The following is a 20,560-nucleotide window of genomic DNA, read 5'->3' on the forward strand; positions in this document are numbered from 1 at the left end:
TAATTCAGCTTTCGTTCCCGTAATTCAACTTTCGCTCCGTAATTCAGCTTCGTTCCCGTAATTCAGCTTTCGTTCCCGTAATTCAACTTTCGCTCCGTAATTCAGCTTCGTTCCCGTAATTCAGCTTTCGTTCCCGTAATTCAACTTTCGCTCCGTAATTCAGCTTCGTTCCCGTAATTCAGCTTTCGTTCCCGTAATTCAACTTTCGTTCCCGTAATTCAACTTTCGCTCCCGTAATTCAGTTCGTTCCCGTAATTCAGCTTTCGTTCCCGTAATTCAGCTTTCGTTCCCGTAATTCAGCTCGTTAATGTAATATCCTTCACCATAACAAATCCCCCAATCCTGTTAATAATCTAAACGGTAAACTAAAAAGCGTTCATATGGATTTCGTTCGTAGAGATCCGGTATTTTAACCTCCAATATTAACTCAAACAGCGTCTCATTTTCCAGAAAGTAAACATAATCATCATGGGCATAATATAAAATGAGATCGACCCCTCTTCTGTTTTTTTCCACAGAGATTAATATATTTTGAATCACTTTTCGAAAGATTTGAATGGAAAATGGATGAAAGAAATAAAATCGATTATCATTTGCCCTAATCTCATACTCTTCCGCTAAACAGCAAAGGAATTCAATCTTGTCTGTGTTTCTTTTGAATTTCCTTACATATTGTTGTTTGTTTTCTACTGCTATTTTATGATAATCTTCATTTCTCTCAATCCCTAACACAGAAGCATGATAAAAATAATGAATGAAAAAATTCAACCTACCCAGCCCACATCCAAAATCAACAATATGATCATCTTGATTAATTGCATACTTATTAAATAACTCTTCCATTGCACTGTATGGTGTCGGTTCATATGGATGATAGTGCAAAGAGTGTTTACCGGAAAAAGGTCTGTGGTTACTTGTTTTGATGTTTAGCAGTTTGTCATAGTAGTATTCTTTCATCGAACCTCTCCAATTTCGTCATTTCTCTGTTGTTTTTTTATTATCATATCTCGATTTTTCAAGACTGTAAAATCAATCTTTTTTGAATTCAAACAATTAATCATATATACTAAATGTAAAATAATTACGAAAAAAGCGGGGATAATTATGAGAAAGATTCAAACTGTCTCATTAATTGGTTTGGGCGCAATAGGTGCATCTTATGGATGCAAAATCCAGGAGTTACTTGGAAACAACTTCCAAGTGATTGTTAACGAAGAACGAATGCGGCGGTATAAAAGAGATGGCTTTCAAATTAATGGCAGTAAACAGCAATTTAATTATACAACACCGGAAACGGAAACAGAACCAGCAGACCTTGTCATTATTGCAACAAAAAACGCAGAACTTCAGCAGGCAATTGAAGACGCGAGATACCACATTGGACCAGATACGATTATTCTTTCCTTATTAAACGGGATCTCAAGTGAGGAAGATATTTATAAAGCTACAGGAAATGAACATATTTTATATAGCATGTGTGTTGGAATTGATGCAGTTCGTGATAAACAAAATATTGATTATTCCAGTATCGGAATGATCTGTTATGGAGAAAAGGACAAGTCCGTTTCCAATGACGTTCTAGCTGTAAAGGAGTTATTTGAAGAAGCTGGGGTCCCATATGAAATTTCTGAGGATATTTGGCATACGATTTGGGCAAAATTCATGTTTAATGTTGGTATAAATCAGACATCTGCAGTTTTAAAAGCACCGTATAAATATTTTCAGCAAATCCCATCCCTTCACAATTGGATGGAATCTGCCATGTATGAAGTCGTAGCGATATCCCAAAAGGTCGGAGTCAACCTTATGGAAAAAGATGTCCATCACTATAGGCCTATCCTACTAAAGCTTTCACCAGAAGGGAAAACTTCAATGCTTCAGGATGTAGAAGCAAATCGAAAAACAGAAGTCGAATACTTCGCAGGTAAAGTGTGTGAACTTGGTAAAGAATTTGGTATTTCAACCCCAGTCAATGACCAATTATATAGAATGATACATATTATAGAGGAAATGGATAAGGTGGAGTAAAGGTTCATCGTGAAACTTAGTCATGAGACTATACTATAGGGAATTTCTGGTTCTTTCTTTGCGGAGGATGTCCTTCATAGCTTCTATGAAAGACTACTTACCCTTTTCATTTAGTAGTCAGTTGACTGCCCTCCGCTTCAATCAACCAGTTAGTTTCATTATGATGAACTATGCTAAAATTTTTCACCTTAATCAAATGATAGATTATTAAAAATAAAACATTCCTGCAAAAGCAACAATCTTTTAGAAAACAGTCTCCTTTGTTATCCTTCGATGATTTTCACATAAAAGGTTCTTCTTCTTGGACCATCAAATTCACAGAAATAAACACTTTGCCACGTACCAAAAATAAAATGCCCATCAGAAATAATCAGGGTTTCACTTGCTCCCACAACAGACGACTTCATATGTCCATCTGAATTTCCTTCCATATGGATATATTCGGGCTTATTCGGAAAGGTTTCATTCATCCCAAATTTCAGGTCTGTCTTCACATCAGGATCAGCATTTTCATTAATGGTAATTGCTGCAGTCGTATGCGGACAATAAACAACCATGATTCCATCCTTAACCCCGCTTTTCTGCAATGCTTCTTCCAAATAATGATCAATATTTAGAAACGACTGCTTTTCTTGAGTTGAAATTTGAAAAGTATATAAGTTTTTACTCACTATTATCACTCCTTGGATTCGATTAAACTATACATATTATAACCATGTTACCATTCGAAACACGAATAAGTAAAAAGTGGAAGGTTATGGAGGTTTTCGATTTCACTGATTTTTTTTAATCTTAAACATGTAAAGTTATAGAATTGATTTGGTTATTAGTTGGACTAATTTTGACACATTCATCCTTTTCATTCTTATTCACCTCAAAAATCCTCTAAATTTGTCATTAAACAGGTATTTTATTCCAATAATAGTTAAAAATAATTTTAACTATTTAAAATGAGGTGAAGACAATGTTGAAGTTACATACAGAACTGGAAGGAAAACAGGCTTACTTTGGAGAAGTACATAGTAAGCTGAGAGAACTCGGATTTAGCTTATGTGGTAGCTGGGAGTATGACGCTGGTTTTTTAGATGGAATTTTATGGAGAGAAAATGGGGAATCGATTTATTTGAGAATTCCCATACACGTGTTAGATGGTGAGCTTGACCGGCCAGACGCCTTTATCGAATTCAGAACTCCATTTGTTATTAAACATGTTGTCAATATTGGACTGGACAAAGATGAAAACTCCCTGCTTTCTGCCACCGGGTTTAATCAATTTCAAAAACCTATTGACCAGGACGGACATATTGATGATAAGAACTATTGGGAAAAAACAGGAGAAGAAGTGATTAACCGTATCATAAATCAGATTACCGCATCTTAAAAAAGAAATCCTTGATTTCATGGACCTTTAATAAATAGGGGCTTACAGTCAGTTAATCACATGTTAAGTTACATTTTTATGGGAATGTTTCGTTAAACCAATCGTAAATATCTAATAATGAATATACTTTATTAAAGAGAATGACAATGTCTTGGAAGTACTACCTCATCACATTTCAAAAGGAAGGGAACCATGTCAAAATTAAAGGTGTTCAATTATTCGTTCCAAAACCTCAGTCAAAAAAACATGTCTTTTGAACAAGTTTTTCAAAACATTATCCAGTTTATGGAAAATGACCGAAATGGGAATTACCGTTTAATGTTTGGAACCGATTCACAAGTTCACGGCTATTACACGAAATTCATCACCGGAATTGTCATACAGCGTGAAAGTAAAGGGGCGTGGGCTTGTATTCGGAAAATGATTGTACCTCGAAAAATGACAAACCTTCATGAACGTATATCCTATGAAACCACGCTAACCGAAGAAATTGTATCTATGTTCACCGAGGAGCGTAAGGAGCAATTGATTGATATCATTTTACCCAATATATATAAAGGCGCCTCCTTTACCGTCGAAGGCCATATTGATATTGGGTCAGGAAATCGGAATAAAACGAGAATTTTTGTAAATGAGATGGTTTCTCGAATGGAATCCATTGGAGTAGAGCCAAAAATTAAACCAGAATCATTTGTGGCAAGTTCCTACGCTAACCGTTACACCAAATAAAGTGAATCATATGCGGGGCTCTTTCATGCCCTACTAGCTGTTGCAGTATCAAAGGTTTTCTTGCTTCGGTACTACAATCACCATGCTTTTAAGTCGAGAGCTTTCTGCCAGTTAACCACATGATTTATTTCTGACCGTATTTCCCTCCCAATACGGTCTTCCTTATGTTGCCTCAATCTCTTCTCTAAGATATACTTTAAGCAACTTCTTTATTTAAATACTATTAGAAAGAGGGCCTTTGGATGTATCATATTGTTGAGGAAAAAATCAAAGAGTCCGTAGAAAACGGGGAATTTGATGATCTTATCGGAAAAGGTAAACCACTTAACCTAAAAGAAGACTTACAAGGTTTGTCTCCGGAAATTAGAAGAGCCTATAAAATTCTCAAAAATGCAGGGTATATTCCCGAGCAACAAGATATAAAAAAAGATAAGCTTACCTTCCGTGATTTATATACTTATGCGGCAGGTAAAAAGTATGAACAACCTTATCGTCAGCAAAATGATTTTGAATCCCTTATAAAGGAAAGGAATTTAAAGAAAACCCCCTCTTATCGTCAGTATGCGAAAAAAATATATCAAAAATTATTTTTTTAGAAAGAGCATATTACTCATTTGGCAACTTCCAGCACTCGTAATATAATGAGACTTGGTAGATTAATATGTTCAGGTTGGAAAGGAGCCTTTATTTGTCTAAGATTTTCACCACTAAACGAATTATCATTGCAGTTGTTCTTATATTAATAGCCGCTATTCTTTACTTCTATTCTTCGGCTTTCATGCCTTTTATATTAGCCATTATTACTGCTTTTATTTTAGAACCTTTAGTCAGGTTCATACAAAAACATTTAAAATTTAAAAGCAGATTACCAGCCGTGGTGATTTCATTTGTACTGTTTGTCTTGAGCATTTCCTTCATCTTCTATGTTGCCATTACAAGAGTCGTGAATGAAACCATCCGATTTGCGGAAAGGCTGCCATATTATATCATTGAAATAAACTTCTATATGGAAAATTTAATTGAGGATATAAATAAAACGGCAGCTGGTTTGCCTCCAATTTTCATTAATGAAATGGAAGGGCAAATCTCCGCTTTATTGGAATGGGCAACCAATTTAGCCCAGGGATTGATACCTGTTTTAGCCGGATGGGTGCAGGGAATACCTAATTTGGTTGTTGTTATTATTATCTATTTAATCGCTTTATTTTTAATCAGTATGGATCTTCCTAAATATAAGGAAGGATTTTATGCCAGATTTGAAGCAAAGAACGGAGAAAAAGTTCGTTACATGCTGCAGCGATCCACTAAATTTTTTACTGGCTTTATTAAAGCGCAGTTTCTGGTAAGTATCATTATATTCGCTGTTTCCTATACAGGTCTATTGCTTATTTCTCCAAGTAATGCACTAATTATGGCGCTCATCATTTGGCTTATCGACTTCATCCCTATTATAGGATCCATCATCATCCTAGCACCATGGGGATTATTTGGTTTATTAACTGGGGATACAAGTACCGGAATCCAGCTACTTGTTTTAGCCGCTGTACTGTTGATTATTCGTAGAACCGTCGAACCGAAAATAATGGGCGACCAAATTGGACTGCCTGCTCTTCCAACACTGATTGGATTATGGCTTGGATTATACTTCTTTGGAATTATCGGATTAATCGTTGGCCCTTTGTCTATTATTGCTATATTATCAGCCAAAGAAGCTGGAATTATTAAGCTGGATTTTAAAATATAATAAAATAAACCATCATTTTATCTGATGGTTTATTTTTTTCTTAGCTGTTTACATATTAAGTAGTTCATTCTGCGCACACTAATGATTGAGGTGATAATATGGTACAGCATCCAAACAATGGTGATTTACCAAAAGAAGAAGCCAGAGAAAGAATCAGTATTCAAACGGGTGAAAACGCAAACCACCCATTGGATACGGATAACCGGGTATCTGGTGATTCCGTAGATGAGCACCGAAAACAAGAATCAGCAAATGCTTATATTGCTGAAAAAGAGATTAAACAAACCTTTCTCAATTCATAAATTCACCTCAGAACGGTGACAGCCTTTGAGTGAAGTTTAACCACTACTTTATGATAAAGGCAGAGAATCCATTTTGAAAATTAGATCAAAATGGATTCTTTTTTAGGGAGTAATTTTGTCTTTTTTACTAATTTATTTGGCATTTTACCTAAGGTGTTTATCCACAAGGGGCTCAAAAATATATGAACAAACTTCTATGAAAGCAGAAAATGAAACTCGGAACAAAGAGGTTATATCCAATATTCCTTAACACCTGCTCTTTGATAGCGATTAAACTTAATCATCCTGTCTATTTTAGCCGTAGACTTTGAAAGTATTTCAACTATTAAGTCCGGTGCACCCACAATACGACTTTTGTGTATCTTAGATTGATTAACACAATCACTAAATCCGGTTTAACCCATTCTTCCACTTCAGAAAGATCTTCTTCTTCAGAAAGACAAACATCAATTTCAGCAAAGAACTCTACATGATTTATTTCTCATATATATTGAACTCTGTTGATAACTCCATTGCGATAGATTGATGTTTCACATTTGGTGATGGGACATATTATATATTCGACCATCAATAACCTCATATTGAATATCTTCATCTAATTTTAAGTAATCTGCATACGTTAGAGTATTGTTATCATGTGGAGGTGCCATTTTAATCACCCCTTATTTGTTCTTACATTCAAAATTCATTATATACGATTTAATTGTTTTTATGTCGTCTTGCTTTCTAAATCCATTATACAACTTATTTTTTACACTATGCAGCTTTGATGAGCAAGTTGCTCTCAAACATATAAGAAAAGCGCAAGCGCCGGTTTAGCGACGTACGGACTGTGCCTGGCCATGCCAGGTGGTGCGGTGTTGCCGTGCAAAGCGGCGGTTTTAACCGAACAGTCCCCGCAGGAGATAAAGGAAACACGACGAACGGAGTGAGTCGATGTTGACTTATCGTACGGAGGTGAGGGAAGTCCGCTAGTCGCTGGGTGATGGAGCTAGACATCGAAGCAAAAAATTTATACTTTCTTATCTTTGAACAAAAATCAACTTATGTTCATGTTTACAGCCGGATTGAATACGCATACGGAAGGCTCATATTGGTAGGGACGCCTAAAAGATATGCTACCTCTGTGATGGTAAACATAACTTAGGGGCTTTCTTGCACGTTAGGAAAGTATAAAATTTTAGCCAAGAAGAGGATTCGACGTAGCTAAAATTTTAATGTCCCAAGTATAAGAAAAACTACCACATTCGCTAAAAGACGAGCGAATGCGAGTTTTTCTAATATTTTATTTATTTGATTATCCCCAATAATACCAAGTCAGATCTAAAGGCTATTTATAAATTCGCTACCTATTTCATATGTCCGGGCTTATCATATTGCGAATACCATAGCATAAAAACAAGAAGAACCCATATTTTTCGGCTGTTATCTTTTTTATGAAGGGCATGATCTTCCAACAAAGTAAGTGCTTCCTGCTTTTTAATGAGGTGTTCGGTTGGACTCTTTATGATAATTCCCTGCGCCCATTCATACAGCTCGTTTTTTAGCCAATGACGAATAGGTACCGGGAAGCCAAGCTTTTTTCGGTGTAACACTGAATGCGGTATAAGATCACTAATCGCTTCCCTTAACACATATTTCGTTGTCCCTTTCGTTAGTTTCGCACTGGTCGGAATTTTTTTCGCCACGTCAAATACCGCTTTATCTAAAAAGGGAACACGTAATTCCAGGGAATGTGCCATTGCCATACGGTCCGCCTTAACAAGAATATCACCAGGCAGCCACGTGTGAAGGTCAATATATTGCATCTTTAGCGTATCATCATACGAACGAGCATTTCGGTAGAAGGGATGTGTGATTTTCGTATAAGGAACGCCTTTTTGATAATCTGAAAGCAATAGTTGTTTTTCAGTTTCAGAAAAGATTTTTGCATTGCCGATATACCGTTCGGATAAAGGTGTTGTCCCACGCAGCAAATAATTTTTTCCTTTCATGTTTTCAGGAAGCCATAAAGCCACTCGTTTTAATAGCTGTTTCAAAAATTCCGGCAGATAGGAAAATCCTTTTAATGCCAAAGGCTCCCGATAAATGTTATATCCGCCAAACAATTCATCCGCCCCTTCTCCTGATAAAACAACTTTTACATGCTTACTTGCTTCCTTCGCCACAAAAAAAAGGGGTACAGCTGCGGGATCGGCAACTGGGTCATCCATATGCCAAATAATGTTTAGCAGTTCATTCTTAAAATCTTCCGGGGTTATCAACTTGTGAATATTTTCAACACCTAATTGATCAGCCGAATCTCTTGCAACATCAATTTCACTATAACCCTCACGTTCAAATCCAACTGTAAATGTTTTGATACCGGGATGATATTGTTTGGCAAGGGCAACAATACCTGTGGAATCAATTCCGCCGGATAAAAATGCACCTACTGGGACATCACTTCGCATATGCTTCGCCACCGAATCATCCAAAGCCTTTCTTGTTTTTTTGACATAACTGGAAAAATGCTCATTCGAAGGGTTAAAGGTCATCTTATAATATGATTGTACCGTCGTCTCTTCTCCCAATCTTTTGAATAAATAATGACCGGGCTTTAATTTTTGGATATTTCCCATTAAACAATACGGTTCTGGAACGTATTGATATGTCAGGTAATGTTGAAAGGCTTCCTGAGAAAAATCATCAGAATTTTCGTAAATAGTCAGGCTTTTCTTTTCAGATGCAAATAAAAATTTGTTTTCGGAATCCAAATAATAGAACGGTTTGATTCCAAATGGGTCACGTGCAGCAAACAGTGTTCTTTCTTGTTTATCCCAAATGGCAAACGCAAACATCCCACGCAATTCTTGCAAACAGTTTTCTTTTTTTAATGCATACAATACCAAAATAACCTCGGTGTCAGAATACGTTTCAAAGGAAAGTCCTTGATTTATCAAGTTATCCTTAAGTTCAACATAATTATATATTTCACCATTGAATACAATATGATAACGATCATTTCCGTATGAGAGCGGCTGATCACCGCATTTAAGATCAATAATACTTAATCGTTTAAAACCAAGCTGGATAAAGTCATCATTATAATAGCCAGTTACATCAGGACCACGATGATGGATTGATTCAAGTGCGTTATACAATCTTCCATATTCTTTTCCCTGATTAAACGATAATGTTAATTCTCCGATAAATCCACACAAATCTATATTCCCCCATAATCCACTTCATTTATTATTAAATAATTTGTTTGAGTTCGGCCTAGTATTCAAAGTTTTCCGGATTAGTGTTATGATTTACTTACTCGTATTTATCTGAAAGACCATGGAAAACCAGGCTCTCACCTAAGTAGAAGTGTAAGCCCTGATTTTAGGTTCATGGTAGAAAAGCTGTCTTTTAATGATCAATCGACTCTCTTAAAACCTGAAGTCTCGGTCCCATGCCATCACCCGCTTCAATCACATATTCATATTGGATGACCAATACATTTTCTCCGATTTGATAGGCATAATACCCTTGCGGCGGATCGGAAAAATGCTGCCGTATCCCTTCATAAGGATTTTCATCTTGGGACGTGGGGGCGGGTTCTTCGCGGTAGTTAAAATCGCCTTTGTATTCTGATTGCAGATCGGAAACAACATCATCATGGCTGGCGTTCTCCACAACTCTCAGCGAAACTGAAGTATTATCAGCATCACTGTAATGTCTGACAGTGTCACCATCAACAGTATAGTTGCCTAGTATATCATCCATTTGATATTGGATGCCATACGGTTCTAATACATAATTGGTAACCGACACTTCTTCCTCCATGCCTTCAATCATAATGATTTGATTTTCAGTACCCTGTTCCGTCACTGATAATTCTTCCGGCTCTTGTGCATTATCAAAAGTTTCCGCTGTGTCTGTGTTTTCCTCTGTCCTGTTATCAGCAGGTTCTTTTTCACTTGTATTTTCGCTCAATTGCGAAGTATCATGCTCCTCAGTCGGCAAAACTGATTGATTGCTGTTGATTATATTCATGACGAGCACACCACTGACGAGCAAAGCGGCTGCAGTTGATAACCAGATGGCTGCTTTTTTTAATGTTGTCCGTTTACGCTTTTTCCTTGCATGTTTTCTGATCGCCGTTTTCATCGATTCTTTTTTTTGGGAGTCCATTGAAACGGATATTTTCAAATCTTTTAACTCCTTTTGCAGTTCTTCGTCATTAGGATTCATAATTGCCCTCCTTTACCTTCCCCTTCAAAGCCTTAAGTGCCCGGTGGAATGTTACGCTTACTTTTGTATCCGGCCACTTTAGAATACTGGCTGTTTCGGCCACAGACAATTCTTCAATCCCCCGTAAAACCACAACATCCCGATAATCCTGTTTCAGCTTGGCAATCGCTTGATGCAATTGCTGTTTGGCTTCATTGGCTAATTGTTTTTCTTCTGGTGATGTCTCTGTTTTATAATCATACGTTTTAATTAATTTTCGCCAATCCTGTCGTTTCTTTTTACGTGCTTCATCAATCGCCAGGTTTCGGGCAATTGATATAAGCCATGTTTTAGGACTGGAATCACCTTTAAATGAATCATACCGGTCAATTGCTTTTATAAAAACTTCCTGCACCAAATCTTCCACATCGGGAGTGGACATATAATAGACAAGAAACTTATATATATCATCACTATAGGAATCAAACCAGTCTGTAATTAATTCCTCCTCCATCCCGCGACCTCCTTTTAGCGGACTTTTCTTACGCTGTCCTTCTATCTATTAGACGATGTTTTATTAAAAATATTACAGTTTTCGTTAAAAGTCATCCATTAGCCTAACCCAAGTTACAGTTTGAGGATTGGAGTTACAGTTAGGAAACACACTGAATACTAGAGATTGGAAGTCCATTGGATTGATACAGTAAGAAGGGAACTGGAAAAGGATAGAGCACCGCATAAACCACTATTGGTAAGGGATTGGATGAATACTGGGTAAAAAAAGAACTGGACCCTGATATTGGATCCAGCCTGAATTTTTGTTGAATTTTAGTTAAACAAATATTTATCTATGATTGAAAAATATTGATTGGCATTGAGTAATCCCCTCTTCTTGCTCCTCACTTTCCTTCCGATATTCCAACTATTTAGCAGTAGGTACTGACTTTTTAGCAGAGGGAAGAGGATTTTGGCAGGGAGATAACGAATTTTTTTTAAACTTATCTTATTACTCAACAGTCACGCTCTTAGCTAAATTCCTAGGTTTATCAACGTCACAATCACGGTGCAATGCTGCATAATACGCTAATAACTGTAATGGAATAACACTTACTAAAGGTGTTAACAGTTCATGCACTTTCGGTAATACAAATGAATCTGTATCCTGCTCTAAACCTTTCATACTGATAATCAGAGCATTCGCACCACGTGCTACAACTTCCTGAACGTTCCCGCGAATAGAGTAGTTTACATTCTCATGTGTTGCAAGAGCAATAACCGGCGTTCCTTCTTCTATTAATGCAATCGTTCCGTGCTTTAATTCTCCTCCAGCAAAACCTTCTGCTTGAATATAGGATATTTCTTTTAATTTTAATGCTCCTTCTAAAGAAACGTTATAATCACCGCTTCTTCCGATAAAGAATGCATTACGGGTTGTTGAAAGAAAGTCTCTTGTTAATTGTTCTATCTCTTCTTTTTGATCAGTCAAAACTTCCATTGCACTTGATACAATTGCTAATTCCTGCATTAAATCAAATTCCAATTCCAAGCCTTTTGCTTTTGCCGTATCTGATGCTAAAATGGAAAGTACGGCAATTTGTGCAGTATAAGCTTTCGTGGAAGCCACGGCAATTTCCGGGCCTGCATGCAGGTGTAGTGTATAATCTGCTTCACGAGAAAGGGTTGACCCTGGCACATTGGTAATGGTTAGTGCTGGATGTCCCATTTCTTTAATTTTTACTAGTACTGAGCGGCTATCCGCTGTTTCCCCACTTTGTGAAATGAAAATAAATAGTGGTTTCTCTGATAATAATGGCATATTGTATGAAAACTCGCTTGCTACATGAACTTCTGTCGGTATTTTAGCTAATTTTTCTATAAATTCTTTTCCTACCAAACCAGCATGATAACTGGTTCCAGCAGCAATGATATAAACACGGTCCGCTTTATCCATCGCTTGACGAATTGATTCATCCAGTTTTAATTGATTATTTTCATCTTGATACTCTTTGATAATATTCCGGATCACAATTGGCTGCTCATCTATTTCCTTTAACATATAGTGTGGATAGGTACCTTTTTCAATATCACTTGCATCGATTTTTGCAGTGTACGGTTTACGTTCTACAATGCTGCCATTTAATTTTTGGATTTGCACATCATTACGACTAACCAATACAATTTCTTTATCAATGATTTCAAGGTATTGATCTGTTTCATTCAGTGTTGCCATTGCATCACTTGCAATAACATTAAAGTCTTCGCCCAGACCGATTAATAATGGACTTTTATTCTTTGATACATATAATGTTTCCGAGTCATCGGCATCAATCATTCCGATTGCATAGGAACCTTTTAAAAGACCCATTGCTTCACGAAAGGCTTTAACAGTGTCTTGATATTGATTATATAACTTCTCAATTAGCTGAACAACGACCTCTGTGTCTGTTTCACTAACGAAACTAACATCACTTAGGTACTCTTTCTTTAGATCCTGATAGTTTTCAATAACCCCATTATGAACAATAGTAAACTTGCCGGATGAACTTTGATGTGGGTGTGCATTAGTGATACTCGGCACCCCATGTGTTGCCCAGCGTGTATGGCCAATACCCATTGTTGCCTGAATGGACTCATCTACTCTCTCTTTCAGGTTAACAATACGACCTTTGACCTTTGTAAGGTTTACACCTTCATCGTTTAAAACTGCTATTCCAGCTGAATCATAGCCGCGATATTCCAATTTTTCTAATCCATGTAATAAAATACTTTTTGAATCGTTGTTTCCAATATAACCTACAATTCCGCACATTTCGTTGTCCTCCTAAAGTAAAGGGGCAGACAAACGGCAAAAGAAGTCTATGCCTGAATTGAAAATTACAGTTTAATTTCCAATCCTTAAGCATTACACCTCTAATTTGGGGCGTTTTACTGCCCCTTTCTCGTGTTTTAGATGACATCTTGCATTATTCCTTTGTCCAATAAGTCACCTTATTGTTTTTAGAATAAGCTTAAACGACTGAGATGTGCAGTCGGGAGGCATCCGCCGAAAAACTCGATAACCTCCACCTCGTCAACTATTTTCCCCCTGACGTCTGGAAAATAGTCCTGGCGCTTTAATTAAGATAAATATCTGTACTCCTTTCTCTTTTTAAATAAGCCAAACATCCTTAAAAATGTTAAGCTTATTATATTCTACCCGACGAGTGCTTACTCGGTCAATCTTTATTTCTGGGTAGTTTATTTTAATTTATGTAAGATGTATGTATTTTGTTAACGAAATGAAACCTTTATTCCAAATGGTGTTATTTTACCCCTCCATTCTTTGTAGAACTACATCACCTCTATTTATCATAAAAACCCAAAGAAAAATGGTGCGGGAAATCAGTTCTTCGTACACGACATTTTTCGATAATATATGACAAATACCGGGAAGTAACAGGCACCCTTTTGTCGGCACCTCTTTTTGTCTCCAAACTTATCAGATTAAACATTTAAAAACCACTCCCATAACCTGAGAGTGGTTCCTTCCTTTATTCCTTAAGTCCCAATAAATCATCTACAAGCTTTACAATTCGATCCACATATTTCTCACATTCTTCTTTCGTCGGTGCCTCCACCATCACACGAATTAATGGTTCTGTTCCAGATGGACGTACAAGAACACGGCCATTAGATCCTAATTCCTTTTCCACTTCCTCAATTTCGCTTAAAACTTGAGGATTATTTAATGCTTCCCTTTTATTTGTAACCTTCACATTTTTTAATACTTGTGGGAAAACTTCCATCTCTCCAGCAAGTTCAGATAAAGGCTTTCCGGTTTCTTTCATTACATTGACTAACTGCAATGCAGATAACATTCCATCACCAGTAGTTATGTAATTTAAGAAAATAATATGTCCGGATTGCTCTCCACCAAGATTATAACCACCTTTACGCATTTCTTCCATTACGTAACGATCACCTACAGCTGTTTTACTGCTTTGAATTCCATTTTCATCAAGTGCTTTATAAAATCCAATATTGCTCATCACTGTGGATACAATCGTGTTTTGGCGAAGGAGACCACGTTCATTTAAATACTTAGCACAGATAAACATAATTTGATCGCCATCCACGATATTTCCTTTCTCATCGACAGCAATTAAACGGTCTCCGTCTCCATCAAAGGCAAGACCAACATCAGCGCCTTTTTCCAGCACGTATTCTTGTAATTTCTTAGGGTGTGTGGAACCTACTCCGTCATTTATATTTAATCCGTTTGGAGTAGAACCAATGGAGAAAATCTCTGCCTCAAGATCTGCAAACAAATGCGTAGCAAGGCTTGATGTAGCACCGTGAGCACAGTCCAAAGCAATCGTTAGTCCTTCAAAGTCATTATCAATCGTATCCTTTAGGAAGGAGAGGTACTTTTGCCCGCCTTCAAAATAATCATTAATGATCCCAACATCTCCACCAATGGGACGCGGCAAACTATCTTCCCCATCAATTATTCGTTCAATTTCATTTTCCTGTTCGTCACTTAACTTAAATCCGTCAGGGCCAAAAAACTTAATTCCGTTGTCTTCAACAGGGTTATGCGATGCGGAAATCATCACACCTGCATGGGCGCTAAGTGCTTTTGTTAAATATGCTACACCAGGTGTGGAAATGACACCAAGCCTCATTACCTCTGCCCCAATAGAAAGCAGTCCTGAGACAAGTGCACCTTCCAGCATTGCTCCTGAAATTCGTGTATCACGCCCAATAACCACTTTGGGTTTTTCTGTTTGCTGTGTAAGCACATATCCACCAGCACGCCCTAATTTAAAAGCTAATTCTGGAGTAAGATCCTTATTCGCAATCCCTCTTACTCCATCTGTACCAAAATATTTTCCCATGTCTTACCTCTCCTTTACTTCCAATTCAGGTGTTTATAAGTGAGAGCCTATGTAAAACCAATCTATTGTTATTCAATGTCAATGGTTACTTCTTCTATTTCAGTAGAAATAGAAATATCTTCTGATTGGTTCTCCATCTCTATTTCCACCGGCAAGCTATGTCGACCGGCCTCTAAATTTGCACCATTAACATACAACCGTATATCATCTGGAGTAATATCTCCAACCTCAGCTTCATTTCCAACTATTGTTACATCCATCGTTTCTTCTTCGGGTTGTATAAATGTTACGGTTTGTCCATCTGCCAAACCTTCCACCTCAATTGGAATATCCTCTATCGTATGCGTTAATTCAATTTCCAGTGATACTTCAATTGTTTCCACTTCTGGAACATTTACACCTTCTGGCAGTGAAAGACCTACCTCCATAACCCCCGTCTCCGTAATTTGAGATAAATCAATTGGTTCAGTAGAAACAGAAGTAATCCCTGCTAGTATATCACTAGTTGCAAAAACTTCCACTTCCTCTACATTAGCTGTCATCGATAATAATGAATAATCATCTGGAAGTTCACCAGTCGCTTGAACTTCCACATCAACTGTTTTGCTTGGGTTATTAATTTCAGCAGAAACTTCTACTTTTTCAGGTGTTACGTTAGCATCCAACTCATTCCCTTGACTATCGTACACATTCACAGGTACTTCCTTGTTTCTAATGGATTCATCCAATCCAGCAACATCGACAAATACTTTTACCACACCAATACGGTCTATGACACTGCGCGAGCTGGTTACGGTAACTTCCGATGGGTTAATATCATAATTCCCAATTTCAAAGCCACCAGGTAACTTATCCTGATTGATAAAGTCTACAGATACACTAAATTGTTCGCTTGCCCTTTCTTCAATATAAATATCTATTGTTTTTGGTTCAATATATACCTTTAATTGATTCGAAACATTATGTTCAATTTCGACTGTGTGCTCTCCTTCTTCTAATCCTTCCAGGTCAACATATACGTCAAAATTACGTTGAAGTACAATTGGCCTTAAATAATTTGGCGCTCCTTCCAGTGATACGGTCACGTAATCCGGAATACCACTTACAACGTAATTTTCATTATCCATTCTTATTTCCACAGGTACATCATCCAATGTCTGCGTTTCTGAGTTTCTTCCGGAATTTGATGCATCGGATTGTGGGGAATTAACTGTTGTTCCTACAAAAATATACAAAATCACAGCGAAGGCCAATGAAACAAAACGGACAAACCATTTACTCTTAAACCAATTATCCATTTGCATTTTCCCTCCGTTTCCACGGCTTCCTGCTAGAGGCTTCTTCCACTAAAGATAAATGGGCGTTAAGCATGTTACGCAGTATTTCCTCATTGATGTCTCTATGTAATTCCCCGTTTTTGGTACAGGAAATAGAGCCTGTTTCTTCGGAGACAACAATGGTTAAAGCATCAGTTACCTCACTTATTCCCATTGCAGCACGGTGTCTCGTTCCTAATTCCTTTGAAATAAACGGACTTTCTGATAAAGGAAGGTAACAAGCTGCAGACATGATTTTTCCATCCTTTATAATCACCGCACCATCATGAAGTGGTGTATTTGGAGTAAAGATATTGGTTAATAACTGATGAGTAAGGTCGCCATCTACGCCTATCCCTGTTTCCATATACTCTCCAATTCCGGTTTCCCCCTCAATGGTAATTAAAGCTCCTATGCGCCTCTTTGCCATGTAATTACAGGATTGTATAATTGCTTCAATATTTCTCCCAACAATCTCTTCTTCCGCCTTGGAACTTCGAGAAAAAAGATTACCTCTCCCTAATTGCTCCAGTGCCCTTCTTAACTCAGGCTGGAAGAGGATAATGATGGCCAAAAATCCCCAAATTAGAGCTTGATTCGTCAACCATTGTAATGTTTGCAAATTAAAAACATTACTAATAGCCCATACAAGTAATACAACGGCGATCCCCTTTAAAAGCTGAATTGCCTTCGTACCTCGTATCAGCATCATCAATTTATATAATACATACCAGACGAGAGCAATATCTACGCCTATTCTAAGTAGATCAAAAAGATCTAATCCCCCATCAAGCATGCTCACACATCCTTTTTACCGAGAAAATTTAAATAAGAAGTTTTATTTATATAGTATGAGTCTAATTATAACATAAATACATTAGTAGAGATAAAGCGAATGCGCACGAGCTTGCTTGAATTTTATATCATATTATTCACCCATCATTCCACTCGTCTTTTATGTATTTAAAAGCGAACAGGAAATCGCCTTCTCATACTACCTATTCTAAGGAAAAGACTTTTTCGAATAAGGTTTTAGCTTGATACCATAACCATTCAAACATACGATCAACAGAATTAATTTCTCCGTTAATTTCACCTACAGATGCCATTAAACTCTCCCCACTGACGGCTTCCTCTTCAATGAGTTTACCATTTATGATGGTTACATCCCCATCTATCGTCCCTTTGACAATTAAATTGCCATTTTTAACAACTAGATTATCATCAACGACTACCCCTTCTGGCACAATAACGGTATCGCCCTGAACAATCAGGTTTTCCTGCTTAGATACAACTAATTCACCGTCTTGATTCCACTGAGTAAACATACCACTTAACATAAAAATAAAAAAGATTGCCGCGGCTGTAACGATGGGGTGCCTTTTAAACCAACGTTTATATTTCATTCCATTCTTTTCTTTAGGTAATCTGCTCATGACATGGTTTGTAAAATCAGAAGGTGCCCGAACACTTTCTGAACTCTGAATCAAGGTAATGGTTCGCTTTAATTCATGAAAATGATTTTGACATTCCTCACAGAACTCGAGATGTTTCCGTAACTCTTCCTCTTCTTCTTCTCGCAGGTCTCCATCTAAATATTTATGCATTAATTCAATTTCTTCTTTATGGGCAATCAAGTGGATCACACTCCTTCACACGTGACGAAGCCTTTTACGTAAAGCTTCCCTTCCTCGATGTATCCTCGTTTTTACTGTTCCTAATGGAATATCTAAGATGCCGCTAATCTCCTGGAGGGAAAATTCTTCTAAATAACGCAGAATCATAATACTGCGGTATTTTGGTGGAAGTTCTGAGATTTCTTTATGGATATAACGCTGTAATTCTATACTCTCTACTTCCTCACTTGGAAGTGGTTCACTGGAGGAAAGTTGAGAATACATATTTAACCCCTCAGAACCTTTGATTTCTGCATCGAGAAAGTAGTCTGGTTTCCGCTTTCTAATACGATCAATGGTTAGATTTGTTGCAATACGGTATAACCATGTTGAGAACTTTTTACTTTCATCAAAGGAATCCATATTTACATAAGCACGAATAAATGCTTCCTGGGCAATATCCTCCGCCTCGTGTATATTTCCAAGCATTCGATAGCAATGCTGAAAGATTCTATGCTGATAGAAATCAACAATTTCACTATATGCTGCTTGGTCCCCTTTTTTAACTTGTTTGATTTTCTCTCTTATTATTTGCTCCATTTACGTACCTCCGCCTATTTGCGGTATTTATATTACGAATGGGTACATAATAAGGTTTCATTATTAATAAAAAGATTTTATATTTTATAATGCAAACCTCTATATACCCTATAAAAGATCTTGTTAAACGTATTTCGGAAAAAAGTCACAAAAATATCAAAAGTTTATTGTTGCATTTTTTTGGGTATTTTCTTATTATAGTATACTAGATAGGGGGTAAGTTTTGGTGACTAAATCTGTTTTATTAGAAAAAATTGAAGAATGTCGTGAAGAAATGATCCTATTAAGTGATAATCATGATTTGACTTCTGAAGCTGTAATCTCTTCTAGTATGAAACTAGATGAATTAATTAATCAGTATCAGAAATATATATAATATAATCCAACACCAAGAACTTACTAACGGCGATAAGGAAGATAGATTCACTCATTTGACCTTTTCCAGTATTAATAATATATAAAAGCTAAGACAGGAAGGAATTTTCTCTCCTCTCTACAAACAAACGTGTTTTAGTTAAAGAAAAATCCGAACTATGATTCAACTTCTTCAGTAAGAATTTGAATTAGTTCGGATTTTTTCTTTTAACCGGAAACTAGCGAAAATCTTAACTTACCATAAGAAAAGCTCCCATTCACTAAAAATGAATGCGAGATTTTCTCAAATCACTCTTCTATTTCAATCGAACCATGAAGATTAGGTGTAATGGCTAGCGGTTTTATTCCAGCCTTTTCCCAGGCTTCGAATAGTTGCTCTGCCTTTTCCCTTGAAGGCATAAAAGCAATTCCACAATCACCACCACCTGCACCAGAAGGCTTCCCTGCTCCCCCAAGTTGTTCCGCCAGGTCACAAAGCTTTGATAGTAATGGTGTCTCAATTGGAGCATTAGCATGATTCCCTACTTCAGCCAAAGCGCGTCTGTTTTCTTTTACGCCTTCCAGCAGTAAGGGAATATTCGATTCTTTCATTCCCTTAAAAAATTTATCGACAGCCTTTTTGCTATTGGAAAGGAAGTTTTCAAACTGCACTGAATTACTCTGTTTTAATTGTAAAATTTCATCGACTAACTTTGCTGTGGATGCTGCTTTTCCTGTCCATCCTACACAAAAATAAACGTCTTCCGGTAGTTCCAAAGTTCTCACTGAATAGTAGGTCCATTTCCTCTCCAACATAGCCGTAACGGAAGTAGATTGTTTGTATTCACGTAATAACCACTCAGCTTGGAAAGATGAATAATTAAGTAGGCCGCCATAGGTAGATGCCGCAACGTCGGCACCAGATCCATTTCCCTGTGTAAACACATGAGATATGGCTGCTAATTTAAAGATGGTATCCTTTGAAGGCTCATATGGAAGAAATGTTTTTAAGATTGCAGTAATCACAGAGGTTACAACAGCTGCACTTGAACCTAACCCATATTTTACACCAGATTTATCATCGAGTTCACTTCGAATGAATAAATGAAATGGCGTAATCAAAACATTTTGTTCCTGTAGATAGGTACAAGCTATAGTCATTGCATCACCTACAAACTGTACTCGTGAATCATCGGTATGTATTTCTATTTTCTGCTTATCGACTGTAAACACAAGGTTCTCAAGTTCAAAATCAGATAAAGATAATAGGTTTTCTGCTGATGTTTTAATGGTAGCATAAACAAACCTATCCACAGCTAGTACAGCTAGCTGATGATAAGGCTGTAACACCGCAAACTCTCCGGCAATCATTAATTTTCCAGGTGTTTTTATTGTTTTCAAATTATTTGACAA

General features: G+C 37.1%; 20 protein-coding genes. 7 read left to right on the plus strand and 13 right to left on the minus strand.

Annotation, left to right across the window (positions count from 1 at the left end; genetic code table 11):
• Window positions 1-345: 345 nt before the first annotated feature.
• Window positions 346-957 (minus strand): class I SAM-dependent methyltransferase, encoded by a 612-nt coding sequence (locus tag GMJ66_RS17405; RefSeq protein ID WP_156291597.1) that lies wholly within the window; start codon window positions 955-957, stop codon window positions 346-348.
• A gap of 147 nt (window positions 958-1,104) precedes the next feature.
• On the opposite strand from GMJ66_RS17405, the gene GMJ66_RS17410 reads away from it, so the two are divergent.
• The gene (locus GMJ66_RS17410) at window positions 1,105-2,028 is read left to right on the plus strand and encodes a ketopantoate reductase family protein (RefSeq protein WP_156291598.1); all 924 of its coding nucleotides are present in this window, start codon (window positions 1,105-1,107) and stop codon (window positions 2,026-2,028) included.
• 263 nt (window positions 2,029-2,291) lie between these two features.
• Here the strand turns inward: GMJ66_RS17410 and GMJ66_RS17415 are convergent, their stop codons facing one another.
• Entirely contained in the window at window positions 2,292-2,699 is a 408-nt protein-coding gene (locus GMJ66_RS17415) for a secondary thiamine-phosphate synthase enzyme YjbQ (protein WP_156291599.1), read from the minus strand.
• A 293-nt stretch (window positions 2,700-2,992) separates the two neighbouring features.
• Here GMJ66_RS17415 and GMJ66_RS17420 point away from each other — a divergent pair, with 293 nt between their 5' ends.
• From GMJ66_RS17420 to GMJ66_RS17440, 5 genes are all read left to right on the plus strand, one after another.
• Window positions 2,993-3,409, plus strand: coding sequence for a YugN family protein (locus GMJ66_RS17420; RefSeq protein ID WP_156291600.1), 417 nt, complete (start codon window positions 2,993-2,995; stop codon window positions 3,407-3,409).
• A 192-nt stretch (window positions 3,410-3,601) separates the two neighbouring features.
• Window positions 3,602-4,138 carry a ribonuclease H-like YkuK family protein gene (locus tag GMJ66_RS17425; RefSeq protein WP_156291601.1) on the plus strand — a complete coding sequence of 179 codons (537 nt, stop codon included), beginning with the start codon at window positions 3,602-3,604 and terminating at the stop codon, window positions 4,136-4,138.
• Between the two features lie 242 nt (window positions 4,139-4,380).
• Window positions 4,381-4,734 carry a DnaJ family domain-containing protein gene (locus GMJ66_RS17430; protein WP_156291602.1) on the plus strand — a complete coding sequence of 118 codons (354 nt, stop codon included), beginning with the start codon at window positions 4,381-4,383 and terminating at the stop codon, window positions 4,732-4,734.
• A 92-nt stretch (window positions 4,735-4,826) separates the two neighbouring features.
• The gene (ytvI, locus tag GMJ66_RS17435; RefSeq protein WP_156291603.1) at window positions 4,827-5,882 is read left to right on the plus strand and encodes a sporulation integral membrane protein YtvI; all 1,056 of its coding nucleotides are present in this window, start codon (window positions 4,827-4,829) and stop codon (window positions 5,880-5,882) included.
• Between the two features lie 98 nt (window positions 5,883-5,980).
• Window positions 5,981-6,184 (plus strand): hypothetical protein, encoded by a 204-nt coding sequence (locus GMJ66_RS17440; protein ID WP_156291604.1) that lies wholly within the window; start codon window positions 5,981-5,983, stop codon window positions 6,182-6,184.
• Between the two features lie 230 nt (window positions 6,185-6,414).
• Here the strand turns inward: GMJ66_RS17440 and GMJ66_RS21255 are convergent, their stop codons facing one another.
• From GMJ66_RS21255 to sigW, 10 genes are all read right to left on the minus strand, one after another.
• Entirely contained in the window at window positions 6,415-6,528 is a 114-nt protein-coding gene (locus tag GMJ66_RS21255) for a Uma2 family endonuclease (RefSeq protein ID WP_197046757.1), read from the minus strand.
• Between the two features lie 1,005 nt (window positions 6,529-7,533).
• A complete protein-coding gene (gene asnB / locus GMJ66_RS17450) occupies window positions 7,534-9,387 on the minus strand; it encodes an asparagine synthase (glutamine-hydrolyzing) (RefSeq protein ID WP_269321890.1) in 1,854 nt (617 codons plus the stop codon).
• Window positions 9,388-9,580: 193 nt separating this feature from the next.
• Window positions 9,581-10,405, minus strand: coding sequence for a hypothetical protein (locus tag GMJ66_RS17455; protein WP_156291606.1), 825 nt, complete (start codon window positions 10,403-10,405; stop codon window positions 9,581-9,583).
• Window positions 10,395-10,898 (minus strand): RNA polymerase sigma factor, encoded by a 504-nt coding sequence (locus GMJ66_RS17460; protein ID WP_156291607.1) that lies wholly within the window; start codon window positions 10,896-10,898, stop codon window positions 10,395-10,397. Before GMJ66_RS17460 ends, GMJ66_RS17455 begins: the two co-directional genes overlap by 11 nt.
• Window positions 10,899-11,390: 492 nt before the next feature.
• Window positions 11,391-13,193 carry a glutamine--fructose-6-phosphate transaminase (isomerizing) gene (glmS, locus tag GMJ66_RS17465; RefSeq protein WP_156291608.1) on the minus strand — a complete coding sequence of 601 codons (1,803 nt, stop codon included), beginning with the start codon at window positions 13,191-13,193 and terminating at the stop codon, window positions 11,391-11,393.
• Between the two features lie 721 nt (window positions 13,194-13,914).
• Window positions 13,915-15,261, minus strand: coding sequence for a phosphoglucosamine mutase (gene glmM / locus GMJ66_RS17470; RefSeq protein ID WP_156291609.1), 1,347 nt, complete (start codon window positions 15,259-15,261; stop codon window positions 13,915-13,917).
• 68 nt (window positions 15,262-15,329) lie between these two features.
• A complete protein-coding gene (locus tag GMJ66_RS17475; RefSeq protein WP_156291610.1) occupies window positions 15,330-16,559 on the minus strand; it encodes a CdaR family protein in 1,230 nt (409 codons plus the stop codon).
• On the minus strand, window positions 16,552-17,373 hold the full coding sequence (gene cdaA / locus GMJ66_RS17480) for a diadenylate cyclase CdaA (protein ID WP_156291611.1): 822 nt from the start codon (window positions 17,371-17,373) through the stop codon (window positions 16,552-16,554). Before cdaA ends, GMJ66_RS17475 begins: the two co-directional genes overlap by 8 nt.
• A gap of 202 nt (window positions 17,374-17,575) precedes the next feature.
• Entirely contained in the window at window positions 17,576-18,214 is a 639-nt protein-coding gene (locus GMJ66_RS17485; RefSeq protein WP_156291612.1) for a zf-HC2 domain-containing protein, read from the minus strand.
• A gap of 15 nt (window positions 18,215-18,229) precedes the next feature.
• A complete protein-coding gene (gene sigW, locus GMJ66_RS17490; RefSeq protein WP_156291613.1) occupies window positions 18,230-18,793 on the minus strand; it encodes an RNA polymerase sigma factor SigW in 564 nt (187 codons plus the stop codon).
• Window positions 18,794-19,019: 226 nt separating this feature from the next.
• Here sigW and GMJ66_RS17495 point away from each other — a divergent pair, with 226 nt between their 5' ends.
• Window positions 19,020-19,169, plus strand: a complete 150-nt coding sequence (locus GMJ66_RS17495) for an aspartyl-phosphate phosphatase Spo0E family protein (protein ID WP_156291614.1) — start codon at window positions 19,020-19,022, stop codon at window positions 19,167-19,169.
• Window positions 19,170-19,456: 287 nt separating this feature from the next.
• Here the strand turns inward: GMJ66_RS17495 and GMJ66_RS17500 are convergent, their stop codons facing one another.
• Window positions 19,457-20,560, minus strand: coding sequence for a phosphomevalonate kinase (locus GMJ66_RS17500; protein WP_156291615.1), 1,104 nt, complete (start codon window positions 20,558-20,560; stop codon window positions 19,457-19,459).

It is taken from the genome of Oceanobacillus salinisoli (assembly GCF_009733865.1).
GTDB lineage: Bacteria > Bacillota > Bacilli > Bacillales > Amphibacillaceae > Oceanobacillus > Oceanobacillus salinisoli.